General features: G+C 35.7%; 17 protein-coding genes, 1 pseudogene and 1 riboswitch. Of the genes and pseudogenes, 14 read left to right on the plus strand and 4 right to left on the minus strand.

Going from position 1 to position 15,692, the window contains the following annotated elements; translation table 11 throughout:
- The first annotated feature begins 47 nt into the window (after nt 1–47).
- Nucleotides 48–157: riboswitch (SAM riboswitch) on the plus strand.
- A 70-nt stretch (nt 158–227) separates the two neighbouring features.
- The 6 genes from AB3X49_RS09085 (at nt 228) to AB3X49_RS09110 (ending at nt 7,945) form a co-directional block, all read left to right on the plus strand.
- A complete protein-coding gene (locus AB3X49_RS09085) occupies nt 228–2,060 on the plus strand; it encodes a bifunctional homocysteine S-methyltransferase/methylenetetrahydrofolate reductase (protein ID WP_367961634.1) in 1,833 nt (610 codons plus the stop codon).
- The gene (gene metH / locus AB3X49_RS09090; protein WP_367961636.1) at nt 2,060–5,458 is read left to right on the plus strand and encodes a methionine synthase; all 3,399 of its coding nucleotides are present in this window, start codon (nt 2,060–2,062) and stop codon (nt 5,456–5,458) included. The genes AB3X49_RS09085 and metH overlap by 1 nt, the downstream gene beginning before the upstream one ends.
- Before the next feature lie 18 nt (nt 5,459–5,476).
- Nucleotides 5,477–6,535 carry an undecaprenyldiphospho-muramoylpentapeptide beta-N-acetylglucosaminyltransferase gene (gene murG / locus AB3X49_RS09095; RefSeq protein ID WP_367961639.1) on the plus strand — a complete coding sequence of 353 codons (1,059 nt, stop codon included), beginning with the start codon at nt 5,477–5,479 and terminating at the stop codon, nt 6,533–6,535.
- 95 nt (nt 6,536–6,630) lie between these two features.
- Nucleotides 6,631–6,873: a DUF3966 domain-containing protein gene (locus AB3X49_RS09100; protein ID WP_085960924.1), complete on the plus strand. Its 243-nt coding sequence runs from the start codon at nt 6,631–6,633 to the stop codon at nt 6,871–6,873.
- A 97-nt stretch (nt 6,874–6,970) separates the two neighbouring features.
- Nucleotides 6,971–7,348 carry a nucleoside 2-deoxyribosyltransferase gene (locus AB3X49_RS09105; RefSeq protein ID WP_002034029.1) on the plus strand — a complete coding sequence of 126 codons (378 nt, stop codon included), beginning with the start codon at nt 6,971–6,973 and terminating at the stop codon, nt 7,346–7,348.
- Between the two features lie 108 nt (nt 7,349–7,456).
- Nucleotides 7,457–7,945, plus strand: a complete 489-nt coding sequence (locus AB3X49_RS09110; RefSeq protein WP_002015119.1) for a hypothetical protein — start codon at nt 7,457–7,459, stop codon at nt 7,943–7,945.
- Nucleotides 7,946–7,981: 36 nt separating this feature from the next.
- On the opposite strand, the gene AB3X49_RS09115 is transcribed toward AB3X49_RS09110, so the two are convergent.
- Nucleotides 7,982–8,293 carry a hypothetical protein gene (locus AB3X49_RS09115; protein WP_367961642.1) on the minus strand — a complete coding sequence of 104 codons (312 nt, stop codon included), beginning with the start codon at nt 8,291–8,293 and terminating at the stop codon, nt 7,982–7,984.
- 252 nt (nt 8,294–8,545) lie between these two features.
- Here AB3X49_RS09115 and AB3X49_RS09120 point away from each other — a divergent pair, with 252 nt between their 5' ends.
- A complete protein-coding gene (locus tag AB3X49_RS09120; protein ID WP_002015115.1) occupies nt 8,546–8,761 on the plus strand; it encodes a DUF3912 family protein in 216 nt (71 codons plus the stop codon).
- Between the two features lie 87 nt (nt 8,762–8,848).
- Nucleotides 8,849–9,241 (plus strand): annotated as a pseudogene (locus AB3X49_RS09125) (hypothetical protein).
- An 80-nt stretch (nt 9,242–9,321) separates the two neighbouring features.
- Here the strand turns inward: AB3X49_RS09125 and AB3X49_RS09130 are convergent.
- From AB3X49_RS09130 to AB3X49_RS09140, 3 genes are all read right to left on the minus strand, one after another.
- On the minus strand, nt 9,322–10,716 hold the full coding sequence (locus AB3X49_RS09130; RefSeq protein ID WP_002138338.1) for an L-cystine transporter: 1,395 nt from the start codon (nt 10,714–10,716) through the stop codon (nt 9,322–9,324).
- A gap of 107 nt (nt 10,717–10,823) precedes the next feature.
- Entirely contained in the window at nt 10,824–11,066 is a 243-nt protein-coding gene (locus tag AB3X49_RS09135; RefSeq protein ID WP_002015110.1) for a DUF2626 domain-containing protein, read from the minus strand.
- A gap of 280 nt (nt 11,067–11,346) precedes the next feature.
- Entirely contained in the window at nt 11,347–12,042 is a 696-nt protein-coding gene (locus tag AB3X49_RS09140) for a helix-turn-helix transcriptional regulator (protein WP_002014995.1), read from the minus strand.
- Between the two features lie 205 nt (nt 12,043–12,247).
- Here AB3X49_RS09140 and comGA point away from each other — a divergent pair, with 205 nt between their 5' ends.
- From comGA to comGF, 6 genes are all read left to right on the plus strand, one after another.
- On the plus strand, nt 12,248–13,291 hold the full coding sequence (gene comGA, locus AB3X49_RS09145) for a competence type IV pilus ATPase ComGA (protein WP_113734225.1): 1,044 nt from the start codon (nt 12,248–12,250) through the stop codon (nt 13,289–13,291).
- The gene (comGB, locus tag AB3X49_RS09150; RefSeq protein WP_367961646.1) at nt 13,278–14,315 is read left to right on the plus strand and encodes a competence type IV pilus assembly protein ComGB; all 1,038 of its coding nucleotides are present in this window, start codon (nt 13,278–13,280) and stop codon (nt 14,313–14,315) included. Before comGA ends, comGB begins: the two co-directional genes overlap by 14 nt.
- 11 nt (nt 14,316–14,326) lie before the next feature.
- The gene (comGC, locus tag AB3X49_RS09155; RefSeq protein ID WP_002088623.1) at nt 14,327–14,626 is read left to right on the plus strand and encodes a competence type IV pilus major pilin ComGC; all 300 of its coding nucleotides are present in this window, start codon (nt 14,327–14,329) and stop codon (nt 14,624–14,626) included.
- Nucleotides 14,623–15,078 (plus strand): competence type IV pilus minor pilin ComGD, encoded by a 456-nt coding sequence (gene comGD, locus AB3X49_RS09160; protein WP_002165074.1) that lies wholly within the window; start codon nt 14,623–14,625, stop codon nt 15,076–15,078. The genes comGC and comGD overlap by 4 nt, the downstream gene beginning before the upstream one ends.
- Nucleotides 15,071–15,367: a hypothetical protein gene (locus AB3X49_RS09165; protein WP_002165075.1), complete on the plus strand. Its 297-nt coding sequence runs from the start codon at nt 15,071–15,073 to the stop codon at nt 15,365–15,367. Before comGD ends, AB3X49_RS09165 begins: the two co-directional genes overlap by 8 nt.
- The coding region (gene comGF / locus AB3X49_RS09170; protein WP_367961649.1) for a competence type IV pilus minor pilin ComGF at nt 15,351–15,692 on the plus strand (342 nt) is incomplete at its 3' end. The genes AB3X49_RS09165 and comGF, both read left to right, overlap by 17 nt.

Below are 15,692 nucleotides of genomic sequence, written 5' to 3' on the forward strand. Positions count from 1 at the left end.
GGGAACGTATTTCCTTTTAGCTACATAAATAAAATAATAAAGACAAACTCTTATTGAGAGCGGTGGAGGGAAAGGCCCTGTGAAACCCGGCAACCTTCAAACTAAATGTTTGAAACGGTGCTAAAACCTGCAAAACGTGTGTTTTGCATAATAAGAGGAGGAACAATTATGTCCCCCTCTTCAAAGTGAAGAGGGGGTTTTTATATTGATAGAAATGAGGGAGATTCGTGAAATTACTAGATTTATTATCAAAAGGAATTGTAATAGGTGATGGTGCGGTTGGAACGTTATTACATTCGCATGGTTTACAAAGTAGTTTTGAAGAATTGAATTTGTCTGATCCGGACTTAATTATATCGATCCATAAACAATATGTAGCTGCTGGAGCGGATGTTATTCAAACGAATACGTATGGTGCGAATGAAGCGAAACTCCGCATGTATGGTCTAGAAAATCAAATTGTCCAAATTAATAAAGCGGCAGTGAATATTGCGAAAGCATCAGTAACAGATCGGAATGCAATTTTAGGGACAATTGGAGGTATGAAACATATTGGTGCTGTTACAACGACTGATATAGAGCGAGAATTTATGTTACTTGAGCAGGCAGGTGCTTTACTAGAAGAACAGGTTGATGGATTACTATTAGAAACTTTTTATGATGAATTTGAATTATTGCATGCGGTTAAAGTATTGCGTAAACAAACGAATATTCCGATTGTTGCTCAGTTAGCGTTACATGAGGCAGGTACGACTCAAAATGGGAATGATGTCAATGAAATATTAAAACAGCTTTTAGATTACGGTGCCAATGTTGTTGGGTTGAACTGTCAACTAGGCCCGCTTCACATGACGGAAGCTTTCAAAATGATATCGATTCCTCAAAATGGCTATTTATCAGCATATCCGAATGCAGGTCTCCCGAATTATGTGGAAGGGCGTTACGTATATGAGGGAAGTCCAGCGTATTTTGAAGAAATGACACCGAAATTTATTGAACAAGGTATTCGTTTATTAGGTGGTTGTTGTGGTACTACCCCGGAACATATTGAAGGAATGAAACGTGCTATTGCAAATGTTGCACCTGTAATAGCAAAGGAGACGATTCAAAGGCCTAAAGTGGTCCATACACATGAGAAGCGTTCGAGAGCTCATGTTACTCTAGCAGAAAAGGCAAAGAAACAAACGACAGTTGTAGTGGAATTAGATCCACCGAAAACGTTAGACACGCAGCGTTTTTTTGAAGGGGCAAGAGCACTGAAAAGGGCTGGAGCGGATGCTATTACTCTAGCAGATAATTCATTAGCATCTCCTCGTGTTTCGAATATGGCTATGGGTGCATTATTAACGAAGCATGATATTCCAGTATTGACGCATTTAACGTGTAGAGACCATAACGTCATTGGACTACAGTCTCACTTACTTGGATTATCAGCATTAGGTATGGAGGAAGTGCTAGCTTTAACTGGTGATCCAGCGCGCGTTGGTGATTTCCCAGGTGCAACTTCTGTATATGATTTGTCATCGATAGAGCTCATTAAAATGATTAAAGAGATGAACGACGGACGCTCTATTTTAGGGAAATCAATTGGTCCGGCAACAAGATTTTCTGTTGGAGGTGCATTCAATCCTCATGTAAGGCATTTAAAAGCAGCGGTCAAGCGAATGGAACGAAAAATTGATGCTGGTGCTGAATATTTCTTAACGCAGCCGATATATGATGTTGCTTTAATAGAAGAAGTATATGAAGCGACAAAGCATTTGGAACAACCTATCTTTATTGGAATTATGCCGTTAGTAAGTAAGCGGAACGCAGATTTTCTTCATTTTGAAGTGCCGGGTATTACTCTCCCTGAAGAGATAAGACAAAGAATGGATGGACATGAAACGAAAGAGGCAGCCATAGAGGAAGGGATTCGTATTTCACAAGAGTTGATCGATGCGGCGATGAAATACTTTAACGGTATTTATCTTATTACACCGTTTTTAAAATATGAAATTACAGAACATCTCGTGAAATATGTGAGAGAAAAGCAAGAAGTGAAAGAAGGTATTAATTGATGAAACGAATAGAAGAGAGATTACAACATGAAATTTTAATATTAGATGGTGCAATGGGAACGATGATCCAGCAAGAAGACTTAACAGCGGAAGATTTTGGAGGAGAAGAATACGAAGGTTGTAATGAATATTTAGTAAAAACAAGACCGGATGTTATTTTAAATATTCATAAAGTCTACATTGAAGCTGGAGCAGATATTATTGAAACGAATACGTTTGGTGCAACAAATATTGTATTAAGTGATTATGCATTGTCTCATTTAGATGAAGAGTTAAACGAAAGGGCAGCGCTTTTGGCGAAGCAAGCGGTTAAAGAAAGTGGGAAAGAAGTGTATGTTGCGGGAGCGATGGGACCAACGACGAAAGCGATTAGTGTTACAGGTGGTGTGACTTTTGAAGAGTTAATTGAAGCCTATACAAGGCAAGCGAGAGGACTATTAAGAGGAGAAGTTGATGTATTACTCGTTGAAACGAGTCAAGATATGCGTAATGTGAAAGCTGCGTACATTGGAATTCAATCGGCGTTTGAAGAACTAAACAAAATAGTACCTATTATGATTTCTGGAACAATTGAACCGATGGGAACGACTTTAGCGGGTCAAACGATCGAAGCCTTTTATTTATCGGTAGAGCATATGAAGCCATTATCGGTTGGATTAAACTGTGCTACTGGTCCAGAATTTATGAGGGAACATATACGTTCCCTATCTGATTTATCGGAGTGTTATATTTCGTGTTATCCAAACGCTGGTCTTCCTGATGAAGATGGGCATTATCACGAATCTCCAGCGTCACTTGCTGAAAAAGTAAAACGTTTTGCTGAAGAAGGATGGATTAATATTATTGGTGGTTGTTGTGGCACAACACCAGAACATATACGTGTAATGAAATCGGCGCTTGCCTCGATTAATCCTCGTGAGCATCATGAAAGGGTTGGACATGGAATTAGTGGACTAGAAGCGTTGCAATACGATGATTCTATGAGGCCTTTATTTGTTGGAGAAAGGACGAATGTAATTGGATCGCGTAAGTTTAAAAGATTAGTAGCAGAAGGGGAATTTGAAGAGGCTGCTGAAGTGGCAAGAGCGCAAGTGAAGAAAAATGCTCATATTATTGATATTTGTATGGCAGACCCTGATCGTGATGAAATAGAAGATATGGAAAGATTCTTGGCAGAAGTTACGAAAGTGTTAAAAGTACCGATTATGATTGATTCAACAGATGAAAATGTTATGGCGAAAGCTCTTACTTATATTCAAGGAAAAGGTGTTATCAATTCTATTAATTTAGAGGATGGAGAAGAACGTTTTGAAAAAGTGACACCCCTTCTTCGGAAATACGGTGCTGCGATAGTTGTAGGGACAATTGATGAAGATGGTATGGCAGTTAGTGCAGAAAGAAAGATAGAGATTGCTAAAAGAAGCTATGAATTACTAACGAAAAAGTATGGTATACGCCCATCTGATATTATTTTTGATGCGCTTGTGTTTCCTGTAGGAACAGGTGATGAAGAATATATAGGTTCAGCGGCAGCGACTATAGAAGGAATTCGTCTTATTAAAGAAGCGTTACCAGAATGTTTAACGATTCTAGGTGTGAGTAATATATCTTTTGGTTTACCACCAGCTGGACGTGAAGTATTAAACTCTGTCTTTCTATATCATGCAACGAAAGCAGGATTAGATTATGCGATTGTTAATACGGAAAAATTAGAACGCTATGCGTTAATTCCAGAGGAAGAAAAACGTCTTGCGGATGCATTATTATTTGAAACGACGAAAGAGACGTTAGAAAAATTTACAAACTTTTATCGTGTTGCCAAAAAGAAAGATGTCGTTATACAAGAAACGCTAACACTTGATGAACGACTGGCAAATTATATTGTAGAAGGTACGAAGCAAGGACTACAAGAAGATCTAAGTCTCGCGCTTACAGAAGGACGAAAACCTCTGGATATTATTAACGGGCCGCTTATGACAGGAATGGATGAGGTGGGGCGATTATTTAATGGTAATGAGCTTATCGTTGCTGAAGTATTGCAAAGTGCTGAAAGTATGAAAGCTGCCGTAAGTTATTTAGAGCCACATATGGAATCTAGTGAGAGTGCAAAAAAAGGGAAAGTATTATTAGCGACTGTTAAAGGAGACGTACATGATATTGGGAAAAACCTTGTTGAAATTATTTTATCAAATAACGGATATGAAATTATTAATTTAGGAATTAATGTTCGTTCGGATCGAATTGTTCAAGAAGTACAAGAAAAGAAACCTGATATTATTGGCCTTTCTGGTTTGTTAGTAAAATCCGCACAACAAATGGTAACGACTGCTGAAGATTTAAAAGCAGCGAATATTGATATTCCAATTGTTGTAGGTGGTGCAGCACTAACGAGGAAATTTACAGATAATCGTATTTCTCCATCTTATAAAGGGCTCGTATGTTATGCAAGTGATGCAATGACAGGTCTTGATATTATTAACAAATTACAAAAAGAAGAAGAACGTGAAAAGATGAAGCGAGATAAAAAGGAACGCCATCTTCATATTGTGAAACAAGAGGAGAAAAAAATAGAAATTCCCGCAGTTATTGAGCCATTGCCAAAAGCAACTGTTATGATACCAGATTCGACGAAACGAGTTGTATTACGGGATATTCCTGCCCTTCATCTTGCACCGTTTTTAAATAGACAAATGTTAATTGGACACCATCTTGGGTTAAAAGGAAACGTAAAAAAACTCTTGCAAGAAGGGGATAAAAGAGCACATGAGCTAAATGATTTAATTGATGAATTATTACAAGAAGGACAATCTTGGTTACGCCCAAAAGCGGTGTATCAATTTTTCCCGGCGCAAAGTGATGGACAAAATATAATTATATACGATCGGGAAGATCACACACGTATTATAGAGCGATTTGAATTTCCGAGACAAGGGAAAGCACCATACCGTACTTTAGGAGATTATATACGCCCGATTGGAGATGAGATGGATTATGTCGCTTTCTTATCTGTTACCGTTGGAGAAGGGGTTCGAGATATTGCAGAGGAATGGAAGGCGAAGGGAGATTATTTACGCAGTCATGCGATTCAGTCGTTAGCACTTGAATTAGCAGAAGGACTTGCTGAAAAAACACATATGCTCATTCGTGATCGTTGGGGAATTCCAGATTCACCTGAACTGACGATGGAAGAGAGATTCCGTACAAAATATAGAGGAATACGCGTATCATTTGGTTATCCAGCATGCCCAGAACTTGCTGATCAAGAAAAATTATTTCGCTTAATTCATCCAGAAGAAATAGGTGTTTCATTAACAGAAGGATTTATGATGGAGCCAGAAGCGTCTGTAACGGCTATGGTATTTTCTCACCCTGAGGCAAGGTATTTTAGTGTACTATAGTGTAGAAGGGGGAGACGTATGAAAAAAATAGTCTTTACAGGTGGCGGTTCGGCCGGGCATGTAACACCTAATTTAGCAATTATTCCACATTTACAAAAGCAGAACTGGGATATCTCTTATATTGGTTCTCATCAAGGGATTGAGAAAACGATTATAGAAAAAGAAGGAATCCCATACCATAGTATTGCAAGCGGGAAGCTACGTCGTTATTTTGATTTGAAAAATATAAAAGATCCTTTTCTCGTGATGAAGGGTGTTATGGATGCGTACGTAACAATTCGTAAACTAAAACCGGATGTTATTTTTTCAAAAGGTGGTTTCGTATCCGTACCAGTCGTAATTGGAGGATGGCTAAATAGGGTGCCAGTTTTATTACATGAATCTGATATGACACCTGGACTAGCAAATAAAATTGTGCTCCGTTTTGCCTCGAAAATATTTGTTACATTTGAAGAAGCAGCGAAACATTTACCGAAAGAAAAAGTAATATATACAGGATCGCCTGTACGTGAAGACGTACTAAGAGGAAATCTTGAAAAAGGTTTAAAGTTTCTAGGGTTTTCCCGGAAGAAATCAGTTATTACTGTTATGGGAGGAAGTTTAGGCGCAAAGAAAATTAATGAAACGGTTCGATCGGCACTTCCAGATCTTCTGAAAAATTATCAAATTGTGCATCTTTGCGGAAAAGGAAATCTTGATGAATCCTTACAAAACAAAGAAGGATATAGACAATTTGAATATATACATGAAGAGTTTCCGGATATATTAGCAGCAACAGATTTTGTTATTTCACGTGCGGGATCCAACGCGATTTTTGAATTTTTAACAATGCAAAAGCCGATGGTTTTAATTCCGTTATCGAAATTTGCAAGCCGTGGAGATCAAATTTTAAATGCTGAATCCTTTAAAAGACAAGGGTATGCATCGGTATTATATGAAGAGGATGTAACGGTGAACTCACTTATAAAGCATATAGAAGAGCTATCTCATAATAATGAGACGTATAAAACAGCATTAAAAAAATATAATGGAAAAGAAGCGATTAAAACTATCATTCAACATATTGCAGAGGCATGATTAAACAATCATGTCTTTTTTAGTAGGATGAAAGATTCCAAGAATTGATATTTTTATGTTACAATAACAAATGGTTAATAGGGAAATTCCAATTGATTAAGCGTGAAAATACGAATGGATTAGGAGTGACTGTGTTGGAGCTAAGTCTCTATGAAAATACTGCACTTATTATATGCTTTGTGTTGTACGTTGGTAGTGTTATTGTTTATATTTCACGGAAATTTTCACAAGAACGAGAGCTTGAAAAATCAGAAATAACAGCTGAACTAGAAATGTTAGCTGATGAAAGTTATAAAAAACAAAAAATAAAAGAAGATCATGAGGCACCCCATCATTGAAACGCAAATAAGTTCTAAGGATGGGGATTTTTTTTGAAAAAATCCCATTAACGCTAAAAAAGGAGTTTCCCCATACATATTTAAGGAGTGAATATAAATGAAATTTTATATTGCTTCAGGATTTCAAAATAAACATCTTGTTCGTTTCGTATCAAGCCAGTTGAAAGAAGTGGGATGGCAGCATACATATGATTGGACGAAAAATGAAAGAGCAACCAATAGAGAACAATTGCAAAAGATTGGTGAAGAAGAACAAGAAGCGATACGAGAAGCTGATGTTTTCTTACTCATACTAGAGGGTGGGAATGGAAGTCATACAGAATTAGGGATGGCAATTGCTTTAGAAAAGAAAATTTATATATATCACAAGGGCAATGAGTTGCAAACGACATTCTACCATTTACGAGAAGTTGATATTTTCGAAGGAGAAATTGAGGGGCTTGTCTCATATATATTGAATAAAGTGGAATGTTAGACGTGGGAATGCAGCGAGAAATATTTCTTGCAAAAAAAGAGTGAAGGTTACCATTAGGCTATTTTGGGCACAGTTATTATAAGTAAAGTATATAAAGGAGTTATAAATATGAAATTAGAAAATGGATGGGAAACAAGTTTTTTAGAGGTTGTACAAAACAGTGAATTTAAGAAAGATGCAATTCTTAGTCAATTGCTTTTTGCGGATAGTGAAGAAGTAGAAGAGCTTGTTGATGATTACGGTTATGAAGAGATTATTGAACGCGAACATGATGATGAGTTAGCAGGAATTTTAGGAGAAGAACTTTTCAGTGAGCTGGAGCGAAACGTATTCTTATCTCCACAGCCAGAAGAAAAACTTATTTCATTCGTAAATGGATTAGGTTTTCATGTGTTAGATTGGATTGTGCTTCTTGAAACAGAATTTGGCATTGATAGCGCAAACTTCACATCGGATGCAGTGAAAATGTTAGAAAAGCGCTTTAGACAGTTTCCCTATATAGAAGAGAAGACAATTTTTGATATGACGTTTGAAGAAGCGATGGATGTATTAGAATCTGTTACAGGATTACAGCTGAAGGGGAAAATGAACGTATAATGAAAAAGAACGTGATAGCTTCACGTTCTTTTTTTTTTACATAATAAGAATTTTATCATCTAGCTTTGTTTGTCCAGTAAGAAGTGCATTTAAATACTCTACTTTTCGTATGCAAGCTTGTATATGTCTTTCAACCTCTTGTAACTCTGCTTGGTGATGCGTTTCAATTGGATGAATTTGTACGTTAAATTTTTCGAATTGACTACTATATGTTATTTCTGCATAGCCGCTCATAATATCGGTTTCGTTATGAAATAAAAATTGCTTCGTTTCTTCACAGAATGATACATCCTGAAAGCCATATACTTTTAATGCTTCAATTACTTTGTTAATCATGTTTATATTCATTTTTTAACCCTCTTTACGAAGTTCTACTTTTATATTATAACATAAAAAATTACGTAGAAAGCGCTTCCAAGTGTATTTTATTATAAACTTTACGTTTCAATCATAAAAATGAAACAAAGAAAAAATAATTGTAAAGAAGGAAGGACTCTTTTATTGTTTCGTCATATATATAGAGAAATAGTGCAATGAAAGGAAATTTTCCGAGGTGGAGATTGTATTTCCAATTTGAGCGCAGTAAAAGAGGTGAGAATCTTGAACTTTGATATTGTAGGACAAAAAGCATATATAAAAGATGGGCCGCATCGGAACCGAATTGGAACTGTAAAGAAAAATGAAAAACAATTAGAATCCCATTTTGCTATTGTAATTGGAGAACAAAGTATTGATGTAGAGCTAAAGGATATCGTGTTAGTTGGAGTAGATGTAGGACAATTTCATACATGGTGCGAGCAAAATGGTTATTTGTGAAAGGGACGGGCTGTGAGATAATGAAATATATTTGAGAAAAGAGAATATGTTATTGTATTCTCTTTTTCTATGTTTAAGGAGGCGGAAATGAAATATAAAGCACAGGAGCTTACATTGGAGTTGAAAGAGAAGATTCAATGTATGGAGAATGGAATAGAGCGAATATCACTTGAACTTTTTAAAGAGTATTCATATTTATACATAGAGAAAAACATGGAACTATCTATGGAACTTGTTAAAGATAAAGAGCATCCTTTTGAGGTGGGTTATTATTCATCAGTTGCCATAGCTATATTAGATGAAGAAAAAGAGATGATTGGATTTTATAATATTCCAATTTAGAAATGCGAAAGAATCTTTTTAGGAATGCAAATTCAATTAAGCATTTGGGGAAGTAAGAAAGTAGGGGAACTTGTTGATGAATCTTGTTATGAGATTGAGGAAGAGTTAAAAGAGCAACTAGAAGAATACTTGGAGTGATAACTTTCAAGAGAAGATGTATAGAGATGGAACATAATAAAAAAGACGCTAACAGTATAAATTGTTAGCGTCCTTTTTTATTATGAAGCAATCTCACCAGTTTTTACATCATCTTGATTGTACGTATCCTGATCTAATTCACCAAGCCATTTACTAGAAATAAGACCTGCTGTCATAGAACCACTTACGTTAAGAGCTGTACGACCCATATCGATTAATGGTTCAACGGAGATAACAAGAGCGACAATGCCGATTGGTAAGTTCATTGTAGATAGTACGATTAACGCTGCGAATGTTGCACCGCCACCAACACCGGCAACACCGAATGAGCTAATAGCAACGACAGCGATTAAAGTTAAAATGAATTGTGGTTGTAATGGATCAATTCCTACAGTTGGAGCGACCATCATAGCAAGCATTGCTGGATAAATACCTGCGCAACCGTTTTGACCGATAGATACCCCAAAGGATGCAGCGAAGTTAGCGATTCCTTCAGAAATACCAAGCTTTTCTTTTTGAGCTTCAATATTTAATGGCATTGCACCAGCACTAGAGCGAGATGTGAATGCAAATGTTAATACAGGGAACACTTTTTTCAAATATTGAATTGGATTTAAACCAGATAATGCGATTAATAATAAGTGAATGATAAACATTACGATAAGAGCTACGTAAGATGCTAACACGAAGTTACCAAGTTTTAAAATAGCGTTAATATCGCTACCAGCAACTGTCTTTGCCATAAGAGCTAATACGCCGTATGGAGTAAGACGTAAAATTAATGTTACCATACGCATTACGATTGCATATACAGCATCAAGCATTTTCTTAAATAGCTCTGCTTGTTCTGGATATTTTCGTTTTACACCTATAAAGGCAATCCCGATAAAGGCTGCAAATATTACAACAGAAATTGTTGATGTTGGACGAGCACCTGTTAAATCAAGAAAAGGATTCGTAGGCAACAGTTCTAACAATTTGTCTGGAATTGTTGTCTTTTCAATAGAAGTAAATCTTTCTTCTACTAATTTCAGACGAGCAGATTCTGCATCACCTTGTTGTAATCCTGTTGCTGATACATCAAATCCTGCGCTTGCAGCTATACCGACAGCTGCGGCAATTCCTGTAGTAAGAATTAAAATTCCGATAATAAGACCACTGATTTTACCAAGGTTTTTCGTTAATTGTAATTTTGTAAATGCTGAAATAATAGATACTAAAATAAGTGGCATAACGATCATTTGAAGTAATTTCACATAACCGTTACCAATTAAACTAAACCAGGTATTTGATTCGATAATTACTTTAGAAGTAGGTTCATAAATAAATTGTAATATAAGACCAAAGATAATTCCGACTCCTAAAGCAGTAAATACACGTTTATTAAAAGATACATGCTTACGTTGCATATAATACAATACGCCAACTAAAATGAGCATGACTGTGATGTTAATCCCGACAAGCAGTGTATTCATGTTGATTCCCCCTAATTCCAATGTGTTATATAGAATATAAGGTAATAAAACCTATAAGTCAACTAGGGAATTGCGGAATTAAAAAAAAGATGGCAATTTGCCATCTCTTAATGCCCAGCTCCAGGGACAAGTAAAAATGTTGTGTACCATGTAAATCCGATGAAGAAAACGGTTAAATATGCCCCGAATACGTATATATACATACGCTCTGTTAATTTTAAATAACTTAAAAGTACGAAGAATCCTGTTTGTCCTAAAAATAGTAGTGCGGTCGAATGCATATCCCCTACGTAAAACATAACCGAGAAAATTCCAGTCCAAAAGCCGAGAACGCGAAACATGCGCTCCATGCCATCTCCCTCCTTTTCTAAAAAAAGTAAAACCTCTTTTCATTATAGTTTATTTTTCTAACTATTGTAAATATTCATTCATATAAAAAAGAAGCCAATTATAATATTGACTTCTTCTTAGTTGAAAAACTAAATTTGAACTTTATCCCGCATTAACGGGCAGTAAAACTCCCATCTCAAAATTCGGCAAATGCGAGGAAGTTAGGTAGGAGATAACTGCCCGTAAAAGCCCGATTGGTTCAATTAATAATCAGTGAGGGAAGAACACCCCCCCCACTGATTAAAGTTTCACTTTATAGTTACAAGATTTGCAGCCATCTAGTAGACTATCGTTTCGTGTTAATTCCACGTTCGGGAATAGGATTTCAAAAATCCCCTTCATCATATCTCCGTGCATATTACAAATTTCAGTCGGATGATGCGCAGCAACTTCTTTAAATGGGCAATTGTGTACATCATAGAAAATTTTTGTGCCATCTGTACTTAATTCAAAAGCAGGGGATAAGCCAGCTGTTGAGAATGCTTCTTTTGCGATTAGCATTTTTTGTTCTATCGTCAATGCTTCTGCACTTACATTTAAGCGATGCATATGTTGTTGCATTAATTCTTTGCCGAATTGTTTCCCTGTTTCATATAGCGCTTTTTCACCAGCACTACCTAAGCTTAGCAGTGAATTAAATGCTATCTGCGCTAATAATTGATAATCGCGAAATGGGAATTGTAACTGGATGACATCTTGAGACAAGACGTATAGTCTGCTTGGTCTGCCGCCTTTCCCAGTTTTTTTTGTTTCTGATTTGAGCATATTAACATCTTCTAATTTAGATAAATGTAAACGCGCTACGTTTGGATGAATGTTAAACTCATCTGCAATTTCTTGTACAGTTACGTAATTATGTTTTTGCGAAATATATTTATAAATATAATAACGAGTAGGGTCAGATAATACACCTGTAATTTTTAAAGCTTGTTCCATGAGGATCTCCACCTTTATCACTTTATCCAAGATATTAACATTATAATACAGATAAACTTCTATATAGGTAATTTCAGACAATAATTCGGAAATTGTTCATAATTTCACAAACATATTTTTCCTTTTTCTCTTAGTGAAAATACAAAATCTCTAATTTTTCTTGTGCATTTTTTTATGATATATACATAGTGAGGAAGGAAACTTGATGAATAGTGTCGAGCTTTTTGCAAATATGATTATGAAAGAAGCTTGTAGGGTGCAAGCATCGGACTTACATATTGTGCCCAGGCAGAAGGATGTGGCGATTCAATTACGTATTGGAAAAGATTTAATTACGAAACGGTGTATTGAGAAAGAATTTGGAGAAAAGCTTGTTTCACACTTTAAATTTTTAGCATCAATGGATATAGGAGAGAGGAGAAAACCTCAAAATGGTTCGTTGTACTTACAAATTGATGGAAAAGAAGTGTATTTACGCCTTTCAACACTTCCAACAGTATATCAAGAAAGTCTCGTTATTCGCCTCCATTTACAAGCATCTGTACAGCCACTGTCTCATCTTTCGTTATTTCCAAGTTCAGCGGAAAAATTACTCTCTTTTTTAAAGCATTCTCATGGGTTACTCGTATTTACTGGGCCAACTGGTTCTGGAAAAACAACAACAATGTATGCGTTATTAGAAGTAGCTAGAAAATGGCAAACACGTCGCATCATTACACTGGAAGATCCAGTTGAGCAAAGAAAAGACGGTTTATTACAAATTCAAATAAATGAAAAAGCTGGTATCACATATAAAACGGGATTAAAGGCTATTTTGCGTCATGATCCAGATATTATTTTAGTTGGCGAAATTCGTGATGAAGAAACAGCAAAAGTAGCTGTAAGGGCCAGTTTGACGGGACATTTAGTAATGACAACCTTGCATACAAATGATGCGAAAGGAGCGATACTACGATTTATGGACTATGGTATTACAAGGCAAGAAATTGAACAATCATTATTAGCAGTAGCTGCTCAGCGGCTCGTCGAATTAAAATGTCCATTTTGCAGAGGGAAGTGTGCAACTTTATGTAAATCAATGAGGAAAGTGAGACAGGCAAGCATTTATGAACTGTTATATGGATATGAATTAAAACAAGCGATTAAAGAAGCAAGTGGAGAACATGTTACGTATCACTATAAAACGTTGGAATCGTCGGTTCGAAAAGGGTATGCTTTAGGCTTTTTAGAAGAAGATGTATATGTTTAAGAGAAAATGGAGTTTAAGTGATCAAGCATTATTATGTAAAAGATTAAGTGATTTATTAGAGAAAGGTTACTCACTTTTACAGGCGTTAGAATTTTTGCAGTTGCAACTACCATTAGGAAAGAAATTACAGTTACAGCGTATGATCGAGGGATTGAAAAATGGACAAAGTTTGCACGCTTCTTTTCACCAATTAATGTTTCACTCTGAGATGTTAAGTTATTTGTTTTATGCAGAGCGACATGGTGACATTTCTTTTGCTTTGCAACAAGGGAGCGTACTTCTTTACAAGAAAGATAAATATAGGAAAGATATGATGAAAGTAATGCGATATCCTATGTTTTTATCATTTTTTTTAATGATTATGCTTTCTGTTTTTAACCTCATTTTATTGCCTCAGTTTGAAATGATGTATAGTTCTTTACGTTCTACAGCACCACCACTTACGGAGCGAATTTTAGTTGCAATTAAATTATTACCCTACTTCATTTATATGATTGTTCTTATCGTTATAACGGGATTTAGTTTATATATATTTTATTTCCGAAAACTTCCGCCTACTCAAAAGGTAAAGGTTATGATCCGTATTCCCCTTATGAAAACATTTCTTATTTTAAATCATTCGCATTATTTTTCCACTCAATTAAGTGGTTTATTACACGGTGGATTGTCGGTACACGAAGCATTAACAATAATGATGAAGCAAAAGTATCATCCGTTCTTTCAGTATGAAGCAGACCGAATTGAGCGGCAATTAATTGCAGGAGAACCGTTACAATCTATTATTGATAAAAGCGGTTATTACGAGAAAGAACTTTCTTATATCATTACGCATGGACAAGCAAACGGTAATTTAGCAAATGAGCTTGGTGATTACAGTGAGCTCATTATCGAAAAGGTAGAACAAAAAATTAAACGTATGTTATTTGTGATTCAACCCATTTTATTTACATGTCTTGGGGTTATAGTCATTTTGATGTACTTAGCGATGATTATGCCGATGTTTCAAATGATGAATTCTATATAGGGGGCATTTACATGCAGAATGAGGAGGGTTTTACTCTTTTAGAAATGTTATTAGTTATGGTTGTCATAACTGTATTATTACTATTAATTATTCCAAATGTAGTTACACAGCGCTCATCCGTCCAAGGAAAAGGATGTGCAGCCTATGTGAAATCTATAGAAGCACAAATACAAGCATATCACTTGCAACATAATAAGATTCCATCAATAGAGGAACTTGAAACAGGAAAGTATATTACTTCAAAAACTTGCCCGAAAGGTGAACCAATCCATATTTCCGATGATGGTACGGTATCAGCTGGGAAATCGTGAAGCAAAAAGGTTTTACTCTTTTAGAAATGCTACTTGTCTTATTTGCTATTTCTGTACTGAGTGTTGTTACGCATTTTAACGTTACTTCATTACATGAAAAACAAAAAGTTGAGCAGTTTTTGAAACAGTTTTCAAATGATATTTTGTATATGCAGCAGTTAGCGATTAAGCGTCAAAAACATTATACGTTACGCTGGTTTAAAGAGAAACATATGTATTATATTTCGGAATCGGAGACAGCCCTTTTAATTGCTAAGGGAGAATATGATAAAGATGTCCAAATTGATTTGCATACCTTTCCAAACCCAATGACATATAATCCGAGCGGGAATATTAATAGGGGTGGTACGATTTTACTTTCCTATCGAGGGTATAAATATGAGATTGTATTTCAGCTTGGAAGAGGGAGATTTACGTATCGTGAAGTGTCAAAAAGGATCAGTAATGGTTGAAATGGTTGTAGCGTTAAGTTTAATAATGATGGCGGTATCGTTATTGCTCCCGCAAACATTATTAATTATGCAAGAAAGAAAAAATATAAAAATGAGCTATAAAGCATTAATATTATTAAAAAAAGAAGCGGCCTTATTTAAGTATGAGAATGAGGAAAAGCGAGTAAAAGAGCAAGTCATAAAAGGAATTGTATATTACACATATTGGAGAGGAGATGAAGTTTGTACGATGTGGAAAGATATGAGAGGAAAAGCGATGGAGCAATGCCTTTATGCAAAGGAAAAATAAAAAAGAAGCGGGATTTACATTAATAGAAATGATTGCATGTTTGTTGCTTTTATCAATGTTCTTTTTACTTTTACCGCGTCTTCATATTATGGGGATAGAAAATACACATTCAAAAGGATTAAATGACTGGGAGTGGGATGTGTTTTTAGGACAAATGCAATTAGAGTTTCGTGAAGTATCAAGTGGGAGGAAGATAGAGCTAGAAAACGGTGGGAATATTTTACGCTTCCAACTTCGTAATGGTGATCAGGTGACGTATGAAAAGTTGAATAGTAATTTAATAAGAAAAGTAAATATGCGCGGAAGGGAATTTATATTACAAAGG

Origin of the sequence: Bacillus sp. C30 (assembly GCF_040838255.1) — a bacterium.
In the GTDB taxonomy this organism is placed as follows: domain Bacteria; phylum Bacillota; class Bacilli; order Bacillales; family Bacillaceae_G; genus Bacillus_A; species Bacillus_A mycoides.